Source organism: Burkholderia sp. MBR-1 (genome assembly GCF_013822785.1).
GTDB classification, from domain to species: Bacteria; Pseudomonadota; Gammaproteobacteria; order Burkholderiales; family Burkholderiaceae; genus Burkholderia; species Burkholderia vietnamiensis.
This window is the reverse complement of sequence record NZ_CP053609.1, coordinates 1,728,673-1,744,654: the sequence shown is the minus strand read 5'-3', so window position 1 is coordinate 1,744,654 and position 15,982 is coordinate 1,728,673. Positions and strand designations below refer to the sequence as shown.

Below are 15,982 nucleotides of genomic sequence, written 5' to 3'. Positions count from 1 at the left end.
CGCCCGCCCCACCCAGCTTTCTCATCTGAACGGCCGCCCATGAGCGCTCACGCCGCCCCCTCGCCCGAAGCGCTGTCGCGGCGCGCCGAATTCAAGGCCGCCAAGGCCGACCTGCTCGAGCGCTTTCGCAGCGCGACCAACGTCACGTCGCTGATGCACGCGCTGTCGAAACTCACCGACAGCGCGCTGAAACGCGTATGGGACGACTGCGGGCTGCCCGCGACGCTCGCGCTGGTCGCCGTCGGCGGCTACGGGCGCGGCGAACTCGCGCCCCACTCCGACGTCGACATCCTCGTCCTGCTGCCCGATGCGCACGATCCGGCGCTCGATGCGCGCATCGAGCGCTTCATCGGGATGGCGTGGGATCTCGGCCTCGAGATCGGCAGCAGCGTACGGACGGTCGCGCAATGTATCGAAGAGGCGTCGCAGGACGTCACCGTGCAGACCTCGCTGCTCGAGGCGCGCCGCATCTTCGGCAGCACCGCGTTGTTCGAGCGCTTCACCGTTCGCTATCACGAAGAGGCGCTCGATGCGCGCGCGTTCTTCACCGCGAAGGTGCTCGAGATGCGTCAGCGCCACGCGAAGTTCCAGGACACGCCGTACAGCCTCGAACCGAACGTGAAGGAAAGCCCCGGCGGGCTGCGCGACCTGCAGACCATCCTTTGGATCGCGCGCGCGGCAGGCTTCGGCAGCAGCTGGCGCGAGCTCGACACGCGCGGCCTCATCACCGAGCGCGAGGCGCGCGAGCTGCGCCGCAACGAAGGGTTCCTGAAGGCGCTGCGCGCGCGGCTGCACGTGATCGCCGGCCGCCGTCAGGACGTACTCGTGTTCGACCTGCAGACGCAGGCCGCCGAGAGCTTCGGCTATCGGCCGACGCAGGCCAAGCGCGCGAGCGAGCAGCTGATGCGCCGCTACTACTGGGCGGCGAAGGCCGTCACGCAGCTCGCGACGATCCTGATCCAGAACATCGAGGCGCAGCTGTTCCCCGCGACGAGCGGCATCACGCGCGTGCTGTCGCACGATCGCTTCGTCGAGAAGCAGGGCATGCTCGAGATCGTCGACGACGGCGTGTTCGAGCGCCATCCCGACGCGATCCTCGAAGCGTTCCTGCTGTACGAGACGACGCGCGGCGTGAAGGGCCTGTCGGCCCGCACGCTGCGCGCGCTGTACAACTCGCGCGAAATCATGAACGACACGTGGCGGCGCGATGCGCAGAACCGCCACACGTTCATGCAGATCCTGCAGCAGCCCGAAGGCATCACGCATGCGTTCCGGCTGATGAACCAGACCAGCGTGCTCGGCCGCTATCTGCTGAATTTTCGCCGCATCGTCGGCCAGATGCAGCACGACCTGTATCACGTGTACACGGTCGACCAGCACATCCTCATGGTGTTGCGCAACATCCGCCGCTTCGCGGTGGCCGAGCATGCGCACGAATATCCGTTCTGCAGCCAGCTGATCGGCAATTTCGAGCGCCCGTGGGTGCTCTATGTCGCGGCGCTGTTCCACGACATCGCGAAGGGCCGCGGCGGCGATCACTCGACGCTCGGCATGGCCGACGCGCGACGCTTCTGCCGCGAACACGGCATCGGCGGCGACGATGCGGCGCTGATCGTATGGCTGGTCCAGCATCACCTGACGATGAGCCAGGTCGCGCAGAAGCAGGACACGAGCGACCCGGAAGTGATCAGGCGCTTCGCCGCGATCGTCGGCAACGAACGCTACCTGACCGCGCTCTATCTGCTGACCGTTGCCGATATCCGCGGCACCAGCCCGAAGGTGTGGAACACCTGGAAGGGCAAGCTGCTCGAGGATCTGTACCGCATCACGCTCGCGGTGCTCGGCGGCGCGAAGCCCGATGCGCATTCGGAACTGAAGTCGCGCCAGGAGCAGGCGCTCGCGCTGCTGCGCCTCGAGACCGTGCCCGACGACGCGCATCGCGCGCTGTGGGATCAGCTCGACGTCGGCTTCTTCCTGCGTCACGACGCGGCCGACATCGCGTGGCAGACGCGCGTGCTGTACCGCCACGTGAACGCCGAGACCGCGATCGTGCGGGCGCGGCCGTCACCGATCGGCGACGCGCTGCAAGTGCTCGTGTACGTGAAGGACCGCCCCGACCTGTTCGCGGGCATCTGCGCGTATTTCGACCGCAACGGGCTGTCGGTGCTCGATGCACGCGTCAGCACGACGCGGCACGGCTACGCGCTCGACAACTTCATCGTCACGCAGACCGAGCGCGACGTGCGCTACCGCGACATCGCGAATCTCGTCGAACAGCAGCTCGCGACGCGGCTCGCCGAAACCGCGCCGCTGCCGGAACCGTCGAAAGGCCGGCTGTCGCGACTGTCCCGCACTTTTCCGATCACGCCGCGCGTCGACCTGCGGGCCGACGAGCGCGGCCAGTACTACATCCTGTCCGTGTCCGCGAACGACCGGCCGGGCCTTCTCTATTCGATCGCGCGCGTGCTGGCCGAGCATCGGGTCGGCGTCCATGCGGCGCGGATCAATACGCTCGGCGAACGCGTCGAGGACATCTTCCTGCTCGATGGTGCCGGCCTGTCCGACAACCGCCTGCAGATCCAGCTTGAAACCGAATTGCTGCGCGCGATCGCAGTCTGAATGAATCCCAGCGTTTATGCGCACCAAATTGACCGTCAAGAATCCGCGGCCGGCGTCGCCGACCCGCGCACCCGTCCGCTCCGGCAGCCTCGTCGCCCGCAAGGCCGTGCGCCCCGCCGCGCCGGCCCCCGGCGACAAGCCGCCGCGTGCGCAGAAGCCCGCCGCGGCCGGCGCCGGCAAGCGTGCCGCCGAGTCGCGCGATGCACAACGGCCGGGCGCGGATCGCGCGCCGGCGAAGCGCGCGCCGCGTGACGCCGGCGCAGCGCGCGGCGACGCGCGGCCGCGCCGTGCAGGCGCCGAAGGCGGTGCGCGTGCGCCGTATCGCGACAAGGATGCCGGCGAAGGCGCGAAGCGCAGCTTCGGCGAACGTCGTGCGACCGGCGACCGTCCGGCGCGTCCCGCACGCGATGACGATCGCCCGCGCCGCGCAGGTGGCGAAGGCGGCGCACGCGCGCCGTATCGCGACAAGGCGGCCGGTGAAGGCGCGAAGCGCAGCTTCGGCGACCGCCCCGCACGTCCCGCTCGCGACGACGATCGCCCGCGCCGCGCAGGTGGCGAAGGCGGCGCACGCGCGCCGTATCGCGACAAGGCAGCCGGTGAAGGTGCGAAGCGCAGCTTCGGCGACCGCCCCGCACGTCCCGCTCGCGACGACGATCGCCCGCGCCGCGCAGGTGGCGAAGGCGGCGCACGCGCGCCGTATCGCGACAAGGCGGCCGGTGAAGGCGCGAAGCGCAGCTTCGGCGACCGCCCGGCACGTCCCGCACGCGATGACGATCGCCCGCGCCGCGCAGGTGGCGAAGGCGGCGCACGCGCGCCGTATCGCGACAAGGCGGCCGGTGAAGGCGCGAAGCGCAGCTTCGGTGACCGCCCGGCGCGTCCCGCACGCAATGACGATGCACGCCCGCGCCGCGCAGGCGCCGAAGGCGGCGCACGCGCGCCTTACCGCGACAAGGCAGCCGGCGCGGGCGCAAAGCGCAGCTTCGGCGACCGCCCCGCGCGCCCGGCACGCCCCACCGAGCGCAGCAGCACCGAGCGCCGCGCGAGCAGCCCCGCGCTGAAAACCACCCAGCCGGTCAAGCACCGCGCCGCCGACATCGATCACGGTGACGAAACGGGCCTGATGCGGCTGTCGAAGCGCATGTCGGAACTCGGCCTGTGCTCGCGTCGCGAAGCCGACGAATGGATCGAACAGGGTTGGGTCCTCGTCGACGGCGAACGCATCGACACGCTCGGCACCAAGGTGCGCCCGGATCAGAAGATCGAGATCGACGAGCGCGCAAGCGCCGCGCAGGCCGCGCAAGTGACGATCCTGCTGCACAAGCCGGTCGGATATGTGTCGGGCCAGGCGGAAGACGGCTACGAGCCTGCGGCGGTGCTGATCACGCGCGCGAACCAGTGGAGCGGCGACCGTTCGCAGATTCGCTTCTCGCCGCAGCACCTGCACGCGCTCGCGCCGGCGGGACGGCTCGACATCGATTCGACCGGGCTGCTCGTGCTGACGCAGAACGGCCGGATCGCGAAGCAGCTGATCGGCGAGCAGTCGGACATCGACAAGGAATATCTGGTGCGCGTGCGTTACGGCGAACACCTGATCGACATCGATCAGCACTTCCCCGCCGAATCGCTCGCGAAGCTGCGCCACGGCCTCGAGCTCGACGGCGTCCCGCTGAAGCCGGCGATGGTCAGCTGGCAGAACGGCGAGCAGTTGCGCTTCGTGCTGCGCGAAGGCAAGAAGCGTCAGATCCGCCGCATGTGCGAGATGGTCGGCCTCGAAGTGATCGGCCTGAAGCGCGTGCGGATGGGCCGCGTGATGCTCGGCGCGCTGCCGCAAGGCCAGTGGCGCTATCTGTCGCCCGACGAGTCGTTCTGACGGCCCGCACGCGCTTGCCGCGAGCACGAAGAACAAAGCCCGCTGCACGCGGGCTTTGTTCGTTTACAGCGGGACATCGCCGCGCGATCGTCAGTCGTCGTCGCTCGGATCGAGCCCGGGGAACAGCACGTCGGTGAACCCGAAGCGCGTGAAATCGGTGATCCGCATCGGATAGAGTTTGCCGATCAGATGATCGTATTCGTGCTGCACGACGCGCGCATGGAAGCCTTCGGCGACGCGGTCGATCTTCGCGCCGAACTGGTCGTAGCCGACGTAGCGGACCTTCGCATAACGGCTCACCACGCCGCGCATGCCGGGCACCGACAGGCAGCCCTCCCAGCCCTCCTCCATGTCCGGCGGCATGTATTCGACCTTCGGATTGATCAGCACCGTCTCGGGCACCGGCGGCGCGTCCGGATAGCGGTTGTTGTTGCCGAAGCCGAAGATGATGATCTGCAGCCCGATGCCGATCTGCGGCGCGGCGAGCCCCGCTCCGTTCGCGTGATGCATCGTCTCGAACATGTCCGCGACGATCTCGTGCAGTTCCGGCGTATCGAACTGTCCGACCGGCTCGGCGATTTCGAGCAGGCGCGGGTCGCCCATCTTCAGGATCTCGCGAATCATTGCGTATTGCCCTCCAGGAGTTGGTGCAGTCCGTCTTCGTCGAGCACCGGGATGCCGAGTTCCTCGGCCTTCGCGAGCTTGCTGCCGGCTTCGGCGCCCGCGACCACGTAATCCGTCTTCTTCGATACCGATCCGGCCACCTTCGCGCCGGCCGCTTCGAGCATCTCCTTCGCCGCGTCGCGCGTGAGCGTCGGCAAGGTGCCGGTCAGCACGACCGTCTTGCCGGCGAGCACGCCTTGCGGCGCCTTCGGCGCGGGCGGCCCTTCCGGCCACGTGACCTTGCCGGGCGCGCGCAACTGGTCGATCACGGTACGGTTGTGCTCCTCCGCGAAGAACTGGTGGATCGACTCGGCGACGATCGGCCCGACGTCGTTGACTTCGAGCAGTTCCTCGATCGACGCGTCCATGATCGGATCGAGCGAGCCGAAATGCTTCGCGAGATCCTTCGCGGTCGATTCACCGACGTGGCGAATGCCGAGCCCGTAAATGAAGCGCGCGAGCGTCGTGTGCTTCGCCTTCTCGAGCGAATCGAGCAGATTCTGCGCGGACTTTTCGGCGAAGCGGTCGAGCTCCGCGAGCGTCGCGAAACCGAGATTGAACAGGTCGGCCGGCGTGCGCACGAGGTTCAGCTCGACCAGCTGATCGATGATCTTCTCGCCGAGCCCGTCGATGTCGAGCGCGCGGCGCTGCGCGAAGTGCCACAGCGCCTGCTTGCGCTGCGCCGGGCAGAACAGGCCGCCCGTGCAGCGCGCGATCGCCTCGTCCGGCAGGCGCTCGATCTTCGAGCCGCACACCGGGCACTCGGTCGGCATCACGAATTCGGCCGCGTCGACCGGCCGGCGCTCGAGCAGCGCGCCGACGACCTCCGGAATCACGTCGCCTGCGCGCCGCACGATCACGGTGTCGCCGATCCGGATGTCTTTCCGGCGCACTTCGTCCTCGTTGTGCAGCGTCGCGTTGGTCACCGTCGCGCCGCCGACGAACACCGGCTCGAGCCGCGCGACCGGCGTGATCGCGCCGGTGCGGCCGACCTGCACGTCGATCGCGACGAGCTTCGTCAGCGCTTCCTGCGCGGGGAATTTGTGCGCGAGCGCGAAGCGCGGCGCGCGCGATACGAAGCCGAGGCGGTCCTGCTCGTCGCGCCGGTTCACCTTGTAGACGACGCCGTCGATGTCGTACGGCAGCGATTCGCGCCGCTCGCCGATCTTGCGGAAGAATTCGAGCAGCCCCTGCGCGCCGCGCACGACGGCGCGTTCGCGGTTCACCGGCAGGCCGAGCGCTTCGTACCAGTCGAGCAGCGCGCTGTGGGTATCGGGCATCGGCATCCCGTCGAGCACGCCGATCCCGTACGAGAAGAACGACAGCGGACGCTGCGCGGTGATCTTCGGATCGAGCTGGCGCAGGCTGCCGGCCGCCGCGTTGCGCGGGTTCGCGAATTCGCGCTGCTCGGCCGCCCGCTGGCGTTCGTTCAGGCGCGCGAAATCGCGTTTGAACATCAGCACTTCGCCGCGCACGTCGAGCAGCGCGGGCACGTGGGCGCCCTTCAGCTTCAGCGGAATCGAGCGGATCGTGCGCACGTTCTCGGTCACGTCCTCGCCGGTCGTGCCGTCGCCGCGCGTCGACGCCTGCACGAACACGCCGCGCTCGTAGCGCAGCGAAATGGCGAGCCCGTCGAACTTCAGCTCGCACGCGTATTCGACGGGGTCCGTCACCGAGCCGGCGAGATCGGTCGGCTTGTCGAGCGCATCGGCGACGCGCTTGTCGAACGCGACGATGTCGTCGTCGCTGAAGCCGTTGTTCAGCGACAGCATCGGCGCGTCGTGAACGACCGGCGTGAACCCGCTCGCCACTGCGCCGCCGACGCGCTGCGTCGGCGAATCGGGCGTCACGAGTTCGGGATGATCGGCTTCGAGTTGCTGCAGCTCGCCGAACAGTCGATCGTATTCGGCGTCGGGCAGGTCCGGCTGATCGAGCACGTAGTAGGCGTAGTTCGCCCGCTCGAGTTGATCGCGCAGCCACGCGGCGCGCGCGTCGGGCTGGCTGGCTGGCGGTTCGGCTTGGGTTCGGGCCATGCTGGCGGCAGGTGCGTTCTGAAAAATCGGAATTCCGATTATCTCAGTTTGACGCCGCGACGTGGGCGCGCGATGCGCGCCCACGCCGGCTCGCCGCACCGCGCCGATGCGGCACTGCAGCGACGCGCAGCGGCGTCGCGGCCGCTGCGCGCCGAACGCGTTACTGGCTGAACAGGCGGCGCGTGACCGGCGAGCCGGCCGGAATGCCGGCTTCCTCGAGCTTCGCGTACAGCTTCATCAGCTGCTGGTCGATCGCGACCAGCGCGGACTCCGGCAGCGGCCGGCGCGAATCGTCGACGACCCGCGCGCCGATGCGCTCGGACAGCGACTTCGCGTAGTCGCACATCAGCCGGAACGGCAGGATGTCCTCTTCGGCGACCGGCACGTCGAGCACCAGCGTGATCATGTTGCCGCCCTTGTACGTCAGGTCGTCGCGCAGGAAGTTGGTGTCGCCGAACTGCAGCATGAACACCGGGTTCTGCTTCGCGTCGAGCTTCACGAAACGCGTGCCGTCGCGCGACAGCAGGAGCCCGTCCTGCGACGCGACGGCCTGCACGTAGTTCGCCGACCACGGCGCGCCGTCCGACATCACGTTGATCGACAGCTGCGCGTCGCACTGCGCGGCGAATCCGTCGAGCTCGCGCGCCATCGCGACCGTTTCCATCATGTCGGGGAATTCCGGCGCGCCGTCAATCGCGTCGGCGAACTGCTGGACACCCGTCACGAACTCGGAGAACTCGAGCTCGTTGAGCGCGCCGCTGCGGTTCGCGAGCTGCGCGGCCGCGCGCAGTTCCTCGTAGCGAACGCCGTTCTGCAGCAGCTCCCACTGACCGCCTTCCGGCTTGCCTTCGATATGCACGGGCTTGCTGCCCGCGCGCCGCAGCCGCTGCGCGACCGGCAGGATCTTGTCGCCCGGCAGCGGTGCGCCGAGCCGGATCGGCACGATGCAGTCGATGCGGCGATCGACGATCGCGGGCGGAGCCGACGAGATGGTCGTCGCGGCCGGCAGCACCGGCTCGACGTGCTCGTCGTCCGCTACGCCGGCGGCCGGCGCTTCGTGCGCGGCGGCGGCCGGCGTGCCTTCGTCGGCGGCCTGCTCGGCCGCGCCGTCGGACTCGGCCGACACATCGGCGCCGACGCCGACGCTCTCGGCCTGCAGGTCGACCGGCTCATCGGCCGGCGCCACGCCGCCGAACGTCGGCTCTACGCGTGCGGCTTCCGACGCCGCGCTCGCGGCCGGGGCGGGCGCAGGCGCTGCCGGTTCGCGGCGCACCGGCTGGCGCACCGGCTCGATGAACGGCAGCTCTTCGTCGCGCTCGGGGCGGTTCATCGCGTCGGCCGCCTCTTCCGGCATCGGACGCGGCATCCTGCGCCGCACCTTCGCACCCTGCCATGCGTTGTAGACCACGACGCCGCCCACCACGACGGCGCCCGCGCCGATCAAACCGAGTGTCAACTCGTCCATGCACGCTCCATCAGCAATTCTTTTTCGTCGGAACCGCGAACGGGCGCCCATGCGCCGCGCGAACGCGGTCCGGTTTCGTCAAACGTCAATTCTGGGCAAAACCCGCGGCGGTTTCCATGTCCACCGCGACGATGCGCGACACGCCCTGCTCCTGCATCGTCACGCCGATCAGCTGCTGCGCCATCTCCATCGCAATCTTGTTGTGCGAGATGAACAGGAACTGCGTCTTGTCGGACATCGCGCGCACGAGGTTCGCGAAACGCTCGGTGTTCGCGTCGTCGAGCGGCGCGTCGACCTCGTCGAGCAGACAGAACGGCGCCGGATTCAGCTGGAACATCGCGAACACCAGCGCGGTCGCGGTGAGCGCCTTCTCGCCGCCCGACAGCAGGTGGATCGTCGCGTTCTTCTTGCCCGGCGGCTGCGCCATCACCTGCACGCCCGCGTCGAGGATCTCGTCGCCCGTCATGATCAGCTTCGCCTGGCCGCCGCCGAACAGGCGCGGGAACAGATCGCTGAAATGGCGGTTGACCTCGTCGAAGGTGCCTTGCAGCAGCGTGCGGGTTTCCTGGTCGATCTTGTGGATCGCGTCCTCGAGCGTCGTGATCGCGTCGGTCAGGTCGGCCGACTGCGCGTCGAGGAACACCTTGCGCTCGCTCGCCGCCTTCAGCTCGTCGAGCGCGGCCATGTTGACCGGGCCGAGTGCGTTGATCGCGTTGTTCAGGCGCGTGACTTCGCCCTGCAGGTACGACGGCTTCAGATCGGGCGTGAGCTTCTCGCGCAGCGCTTCCTCGTCGACCTCGGCCGCCGCGAGCTGCTCGGCGAACTGCTCGACCGCGAGGCGCGCGGCCTGCTCCTTCAGCTGCAGCTCGGTGATGCGGTCGCGCAGCGGCTGCAGCGAACGCTCGGCGACGAGGCGCTGCTCGTCCGATGCGCGCAGCTTCGCGGTCAGGTCGTCGAGTTCGAGCCGCGCGGCCTGCAGCGCCTGCTCCTTCGCCGCGCGAATCTCGAGCGCGTCCTGCAGGCCCGTGTGCGCGGTCTGCTCGTTGATCGTTTCGAGTTCCGCGCGTGCGTCCTCGAGCGACACGGCGACGCGCTCGCTCTGCTCGTGCGCGACCTGGATGCTGCGCTTGAGCTCGTCGATGCGCGTGACCGCGTTGCGCGCCGCGAAGCGCGCGTCGTTCGCGCCGCGCTCGAGGTCGCGCGCTTCCTGGCGCGCCTGCGTCAGCGATTCGTCCAGCGCCTCGAAGGCGAGCTGGTTGTCCTCGAAGCGCGCCTGCAGCTCCGCCAGTTCGCCGTCGAAACGCTCGAAGTTGGCTTCCGATTCCGCCCGCAGCGCACGCTGCTCGTCGATCTGCGCGCCGATTTCCTCGAGCTCCTCGCGAATCTGCGTACTGCGCTGCGTGTAGCGCTCGTGCGCTTGCGCGAGCTTCAGCACGTCCATCTGCAGCGCATGCACGCGCTGCGTCGCGCGGTCGGCCTGCGCGCGCACGTCGCCGAGCGCCTGCGCGGCCTGCGTGTGCGCGGCCTCCGCGCGCACGGCGGCGGTGCGCGCCTCGTCGGCGAGCAGCGCCTGTGCCCGCACCTGGCGCGCGAGGTTCTCGATTTCCTGCTGGCGGGCCAGCATCCCGGCCTGCTCCGAATCGGCCGCGTACAACTGCACGCCGACCCGCGTCACGATGTGACCGGCCTTCACGACGAACGCGCCGCCTGCCGGCAGTTGCGCACGCGTCGCGAGCGCCTGCGCGACGTCGTCGGCGACGTACACGTTGCCGAGCCAGTCGTTCAGCACCGCACGGATGCCCGCATCGTCGATGCGCACGAGCGACAGCACCGGGCGCAGCCCGGCTGCGGCGACCGGCGGCTCGCCCGCCGCGGGCGGCGCGTAGAACGCGAGCTTCGCGGGCGGCGCATCGGTGGCGAACGCCTTCACCCAGTCGAGATTCGACACCTCGAGCGCCGCGAGGCGCTCGCGCAGCACCGCTTCGAGCGCGGCTTCCCAGCCGGCTTCGACATGCAGCTTCTTCCACAGCCGCGGCAGCGCGCCGAGCTCGTGCTTGTCGAGCCACGGCTGGATCTTGCCTTCGGTCTGCACGTTCTCCTGCAGCTGCTTGAGCGCGGCGAGGCGCGCCTCGAGCTGGTGAATCTGCGCGCTTTCGGCCTGCACGCGCTCGTGCGCGGCGCGGCGTTCGCCGTCGAGCCGCGGCAGGGTTTCCTGCGCATCGGCCAGACGCGCCTGCGCTTCGGCGAGCACCTCTTCCTGCTCGGCGAGCTGCATGCGCAGCTCCTCGAGCTGCGCCTCGTCGGGCGCGTCGAGACCGCCGGCCTCCGACTTCAGCCGCTCGTGGCGCTGCTGCAGCTGTTGCAGCTGCTGGTCGGCGTTGCGCTGGTGTGCGGCTTCGAGCTTCAGCGACTGTTCGGTCTGCGCGATGCGCGCGCGCTCGTCGTTGAGCTGCGCCTGCGCGTCGCGCCATTTCGCTTCGAGCGCCGGCAGCGCGTCATGCTTCGCGGCGGCCGCGTCCTCGGCCAAGGCAGCCTTTTCGTCGGCGATCGCGCGCGCTTCTTCCGCTTCCTCGAGCTCGTCCTGCGCCTTCTCGGCCTGCGCGCGCCATTGCTCGCGCTGCGCGTTCAGCGCGGCGATCTGCGCCTGCACGCGGTTGCGCGATTCGACGATGAACTTGATCTCGGCCTCGAGGCGGCTCACTTCGGCGTTCGCCTCGTAGAGCGCGCCCTGCGCGCCCTGCATCGCGTCGCTCGCCGAGTAATGCGCGACGCGCAGCGTCTCGAGCTGCGCCTCGACTTCGCGCAGCTTGGCGGTCTGCGCGTCGAGGTCGATCTGCGCCTGCTCGATCGCGCGCTGCTGCTTCTGCTGCTCGCCCGCGGCCTCGTTCTTGCGCAGCAGCCACAACAGCCGCTGCTTCTCCTCGCCGTCGGCGACGAGTTCCTTGTACCTGGTGGCGACGACGGCCTGCGCCTCGAGCTTCTCGAGGTTCGCGCCGAGTTCGCGCACGATGTCCTCGACGCGCGTCAGGTTCTCGCGCGTGTCGTGCAGGCGGTTCTCGGTCTCGCGGCGGCGTTCCTTGTACTTCGACACGCCGGCGGCTTCTTCGAGGAACACGCGCAGTTCTTCGGGCTTCGCCTCGATGATCCGCGCGATCATCCCCTGGCCGATGATCGCGTATGCGCGCGGACCGAGGCCAGTGCCGAGGAAGATGTCCTGGATGTCGCGACGCCGCGCCGGCAGGTTGTTGATGTAGTAGCTCGACGTGCCGTCGCGCGTGAGCACGCGCTTCACGGCGATCTCGCCGTACTGGCCCCACTGGCCGGCCGCGCGGCCGTCGGAGTTGTCGAAGATCAGTTCGACGCTCGCCCGGCTGCCGGGCTTGCGGGCGGTCGAGCCGTTGAAGATCACGTCCTGCATCGACTCGCCGCGCAGCTCGGACGCGCGCGACTCGCCGAGCACCCAGCGCACGGCATCGATGATGTTGGACTTGCCGCATCCGTTCGGGCCGACCACGCCGACGAGCTGGCCCGGAACCTGGAAATGCGTGGGATCGACGAAGGATTTGAAGCCAGCGAGTTTGATCGAGCTCAGACGCACGGCGGTATCGGATGTGAAGAAGAGGTGAAACGGACGGAGCCGCGCGGTGCGGGGCCACATGCCCCGTATGCGCGATGCGCCCCGGAATTCAAAAACGGGGCCGCGCGCATTTCCAGCGTTGGGCCCCGCAAACGGCGTTCATCATACCATCGCGCGTGCACCGTCCCGCCCGTCGCCGGGTTCGCCGGACTTCGGCGCCGCACGATGCACGCGGCTCGACAGCAGCGTCGCGAGCACGATGCACGCGCCGCCCGCCCACTCGCGCGCGCTCGGCAGTTCATTCGCGAACACCCACGCCGACAGCGCGGTGATCACGATCTCGAACAGCATGATGATCGATGCGCGGTTCGCCGGCACGCGCGCGAGCCCGTACTGGACCAGCAGGTTGTTGGCGGCCATCGTCACGCCGATCGCGACGACGATCGAGGCGGCGAGCCCGAGGTGGCCGCCGGCCGGCGCGGCCGGCAGCCCTTCGACCAGCGACGCGATCGCGCCGAACACCGCCGCGCCGCCGAACAGCGTCGCGGTACGCATCTCGGCGCGGATCTGCGGCACTTCACGGCTCGCCTTGATCACCAGCACGTTGCTCATCGCGAAACTGAGCCCGGCCGCGAGCCCCGCCCATTCCGCCGGATTGGCCGGCAGCGGCAAGCCGAGCGCCGGCGACCACAGCATCAGCATCGCGCCGCCGATCGACAGCGCCGCGAGCCCGGCGCCGGCCCAGGTGAGCCGCTCGCGCAGCAGGAAGTGCGCGTAGATCGCCGTCCATGCCGGCGTCAGATAGAACAGCAGCATCACGCGCAGCACTTCGCCGTGCATCGTGCCCCATACGAAGCCGAGATTCGTCACGCCGGCCGTGATCGCGATGCCCGGCAGCACCCAGTGCCAGCGCAGCGTCGCGATGGTGCGGCGCCGCACGACGATCACGAACAGAAACGCGACCGCGCTCGTCAGCGCGCTGGCGAGCGTGCCGGTCAGCCCCAGCGACGCGAGGATGCGCAGCGGATACCAGATCAGGCCCCACACCGATGCGCCGATCAGGATGGCGAGCGTCGGCAGGCTGCCGCGTACCGCGTTGTTCATGTGCTTCGATACCCTTGGTTCGCCCGCCCCGGCCGCCGTCGCGGCGGGCCGTGAGCGCATGGCGTCACGTTATAATCGTCGGTCGCGAGCCGCGCGCCTTCCGCGCCCGTTCGCAACCGTGCGGCCTGCGCGCCGCTCCTTTCGCTCCAACCGGCCGCAATGGCCGCTTCGCCCGTGAACCCTCGACTCGACTCGCTCCAGCCCTATCCCTTCGAAAAGCTGCGCGCCCTGTTCAAGGACGTGACGCCGACCGCCGGCCTGAAACCGATCAGCTTCGGCATCGGCGAGCCCAAGCACCCGACCCCGGCGCTGATCCGCGACGCCGTCGTGGCATCGCTCGACGGCCTCGCGTCGTACCCGGCCACGGCCGGCTCGGACGCGCTGCGCGCGTCGATCGCCCGTTGGCTCGAACGCCGCTACGGGCTGCCGGCGATCGACGCGGCCACGCAGGTGCTGCCGGTGTCGGGCTCGCGCGAAGCGCTGTTCTCGCTCGCGCAGACGGTGATCGACGCGCGACCGCGCGCGGACGGCAAGAAAGCGATCGTACTCTGTCCGAATCCGTTCTATCAAATTTACGAAGGCGCGGCGCTGCTGGCCGGTGCCGAACCCTATTTCGCGAACAGCGACCCGGCGCGCAATTTCGCGTGCGACTACGCGGCCGTGCCCGACGAAGTGTGGGCGCGCACCCAGCTGCTGTACGTGTGCTCGCCCGGCAACCCGACGGGCGCCGTGCTGACGCTCGACGACTGGCGCGAGCTGTTCGCGCTGTCGGACCGCCACGGTTTCGTGATCGCGTCCGACGAGTGCTATTCGGAAATCTATTTCGACGAAGCGGCGCCGCCGCTCGGCGGCCTCGAGGCCGCGCACCGCCTCGGCCGCGGCTTCGAGCGGCTGGTGATGCTGTCGAGCCTGTCCAAGCGCTCGAACGTGCCGGGCATGCGCTCGGGCTTCGTCGCGGGCGACGCCGCGCTGCTGAAGAAATTCCTCCTGTACCGCACCTACCACGGCGCCGCGCTGTCGCCGGTCTGGCAGCACGCGAGCATCGCCGCGTGGAACGACGAGGCGCACGTGCGCGACAACCGCGCGCTGTATCTGCAGAAGTTCGCGACCGTCACGCCGATGCTCGCCGACGTGATCGACGTGAAGCTGCCCGACGCCGCGTTCTATCTGTGGGCCAACGTCGCGCGCACCGGCCTGTCGGACACCGAGTTCGCCCGCCGCCTGTACGCCGACTATAATGTGACGGTTCTGCCCGGCTCGTACCTCGCGCGCGATGCGCACGGCACGAATCCGGGCCGCGATTTCATCCGGATCGCGCTCGTCGCGGGCACCCCCGAATGCGTCGAGGGCGCGCAACGCATCGTCGAGTTCTGCCGCGCTCTCGCGCGGTAACACGTCCATCCCGATCAATTCCATTCATCTCCTGCGAAAACGAACATGTCGCAACAACTTCAGCAAATCATCGATACCGCCTGGGAAAACCGCGCCGAGCTGTCGCCGAAGGCCGCGCCCGCCGACGTGCGCGAAGCCGTCGCTCACGCGATCGAGCAACTCGACAAAGGTGCGCTGCGCGTCGCCGAGAAGATCGACGGCAACTGGACCGTGCATCAGTGGCTGAAGAAGGCGGTGCTGCTGTCGTTCCGTCTGGAGGACAACGCGCCGATGCCCGCCGGCGGCTACTCGCAGTTCTACGACAAGGTGCCGTCGAAGTTCGCGAACTACACGGCCGAAGACTTCGCCGCGGGCGGCTTCCGCGTCGTGCCGCCGGCCATCGCGCGCCGCGGCTCGTTCATCGCGAAGAACGTCGTGCTGATGCCGTCGTACACCAACATCGGCGCCTACGTCGACGAAGGCACGATGGTCGATACGTGGGCGACCGTCGGCTCGTGCGCGCAAATCGGCAAGAACGTCCACCTGTCGGGCGGCGTCGGCATCGGCGGCGTGCTCGAGCCGCTGCAGGCGAACCCGGTCATCATCGAAGACAACTGCTTCATCGGCGCGCGCTCGGAAGTGGTCGAAGGCGTGATCGTCGAGGAAAACTCGGTCATCTCGATGGGCGTCTATCTCGGCCAGAGCACGAAGATCTACGATCGCGAAACCGGCGAAGTGAGCTACGGCCGCATCCCGGCCGGCTCGGTCGTCGTCGCGGGCAACCTGCCGTCGAAGGACGGCTCGCACAGCCTGTACTGCGCGGTGATCGTGAAGAAGGTCGACGCGAAGACCCGCGCGAAGGTCGGCCTGAACGAGCTGCTGCGAGGCGACTGATGGCCAAGCCGCGCACCGTGGTGGTCTACGGCATTCCGAACTGCGACACCGTGAAGAAGGCCCGCGTCTGGCTCGACGAGCACGGCGTCGAGTTCGAATTCCACGACTTCAAGAAGCTCGGCGTCAGCGCACCGCTCGTCGAGGACTGGCTGAAGGACGTGTCGCTCGACGCGCTCGTGAACAAGCGCGGCACCACCTGGCGCGGCCTCGACGACGCCATGAAGGCGGCCGCGGAAACGAAGTCGGGCGCGGTCGCGCTGATGATCCACAAGCCGTCGGTCATCAAGCGCCCGGTGCTCGTCGTCAACGGTCGCGTGAAGTCGCTCGGCTTCGCGGCCGATCAATACGCGGCGCTGTTCGCCGCCTAGGGTCGCCCGCGCCGCGCC

At 69.0% G+C, this 15,982-nt stretch carries 10 protein-coding genes; 5 read left to right on the top strand and 5 right to left on the bottom strand.

The features are described from left to right. The first annotated feature begins 39 nt into the window (after positions 1-39). Together MBR110_RS08005 and MBR110_RS08000 are read left to right on the top strand one after the other, a co-directional pair. A complete protein-coding gene (locus MBR110_RS08005) occupies positions 40-2,619 on the top strand; it encodes a [protein-PII] uridylyltransferase (RefSeq protein ID WP_046426981.1) in 2,580 nt (859 codons plus the stop codon). 16 nt (positions 2,620-2,635) lie between these two features. Then, positions 2,636-4,489 carry a pseudouridine synthase gene (locus tag MBR110_RS08000; RefSeq protein ID WP_081054438.1) on the top strand — a complete coding sequence of 618 codons (1,854 nt, stop codon included), beginning with the start codon at positions 2,636-2,638 and terminating at the stop codon, positions 4,487-4,489. Positions 4,490-4,579: 90 nt separating this feature from the next. Here the strand turns inward: MBR110_RS08000 and def are convergent, their stop codons facing one another. The 5 genes from def to MBR110_RS07975 form a co-directional block, all read right to left on the bottom strand. Beyond that, positions 4,580-5,113, bottom strand: coding sequence for a peptide deformylase (gene def, locus MBR110_RS07995; RefSeq protein WP_011885149.1), 534 nt, complete (start codon positions 5,111-5,113; stop codon positions 4,580-4,582). Then, positions 5,110-7,185 carry an NAD-dependent DNA ligase LigA gene (gene ligA / locus MBR110_RS07990; protein WP_059474486.1) on the bottom strand — a complete coding sequence of 692 codons (2,076 nt, stop codon included), beginning with the start codon at positions 7,183-7,185 and terminating at the stop codon, positions 5,110-5,112. The genes def and ligA overlap by 4 nt, the downstream gene beginning before the upstream one ends. Before the next feature lie 160 nt (positions 7,186-7,345). Beyond that, positions 7,346-8,650, bottom strand: coding sequence for a cell division protein ZipA C-terminal FtsZ-binding domain-containing protein (locus MBR110_RS07985; protein ID WP_034195308.1), 1,305 nt, complete (start codon positions 8,648-8,650; stop codon positions 7,346-7,348). 85 nt (positions 8,651-8,735) lie between these two features. Beyond that, a complete protein-coding gene (gene smc, locus MBR110_RS07980) occupies positions 8,736-12,248 on the bottom strand; it encodes a chromosome segregation protein SMC (RefSeq protein ID WP_011885152.1) in 3,513 nt (1,170 codons plus the stop codon). A gap of 141 nt (positions 12,249-12,389) precedes the next feature. Beyond that, positions 12,390-13,331 carry a DMT family transporter gene (locus MBR110_RS07975; RefSeq protein ID WP_011885153.1) on the bottom strand — a complete coding sequence of 314 codons (942 nt, stop codon included), beginning with the start codon at positions 13,329-13,331 and terminating at the stop codon, positions 12,390-12,392. A gap of 159 nt (positions 13,332-13,490) precedes the next feature. Between MBR110_RS07975 and dapC the strand changes: the two genes are divergently transcribed. Genes dapC through MBR110_RS07960 form a run of 3 tightly spaced genes read left to right on the top strand, consistent with a single transcriptional unit; the run spans position 13,491 to position 15,964 of the window. Further along, on the top strand, positions 13,491-14,723 hold the full coding sequence (gene dapC / locus MBR110_RS07970; RefSeq protein WP_011885154.1) for a succinyldiaminopimelate transaminase: 1,233 nt from the start codon (positions 13,491-13,493) through the stop codon (positions 14,721-14,723). Between the two features lie 45 nt (positions 14,724-14,768). Next, the gene (dapD, locus tag MBR110_RS07965) at positions 14,769-15,596 is read left to right on the top strand and encodes a 2,3,4,5-tetrahydropyridine-2,6-dicarboxylate N-succinyltransferase (protein ID WP_006478479.1); all 828 of its coding nucleotides are present in this window, start codon (positions 14,769-14,771) and stop codon (positions 15,594-15,596) included. Then, on the top strand, positions 15,596-15,964 hold the full coding sequence (locus MBR110_RS07960) for an ArsC family reductase (protein ID WP_011885155.1): 369 nt from the start codon (positions 15,596-15,598) through the stop codon (positions 15,962-15,964). The genes dapD and MBR110_RS07960 overlap by 1 nt, the downstream gene beginning before the upstream one ends. The last annotated feature ends 18 nt before the right edge of the window (positions 15,965-15,982 follow it).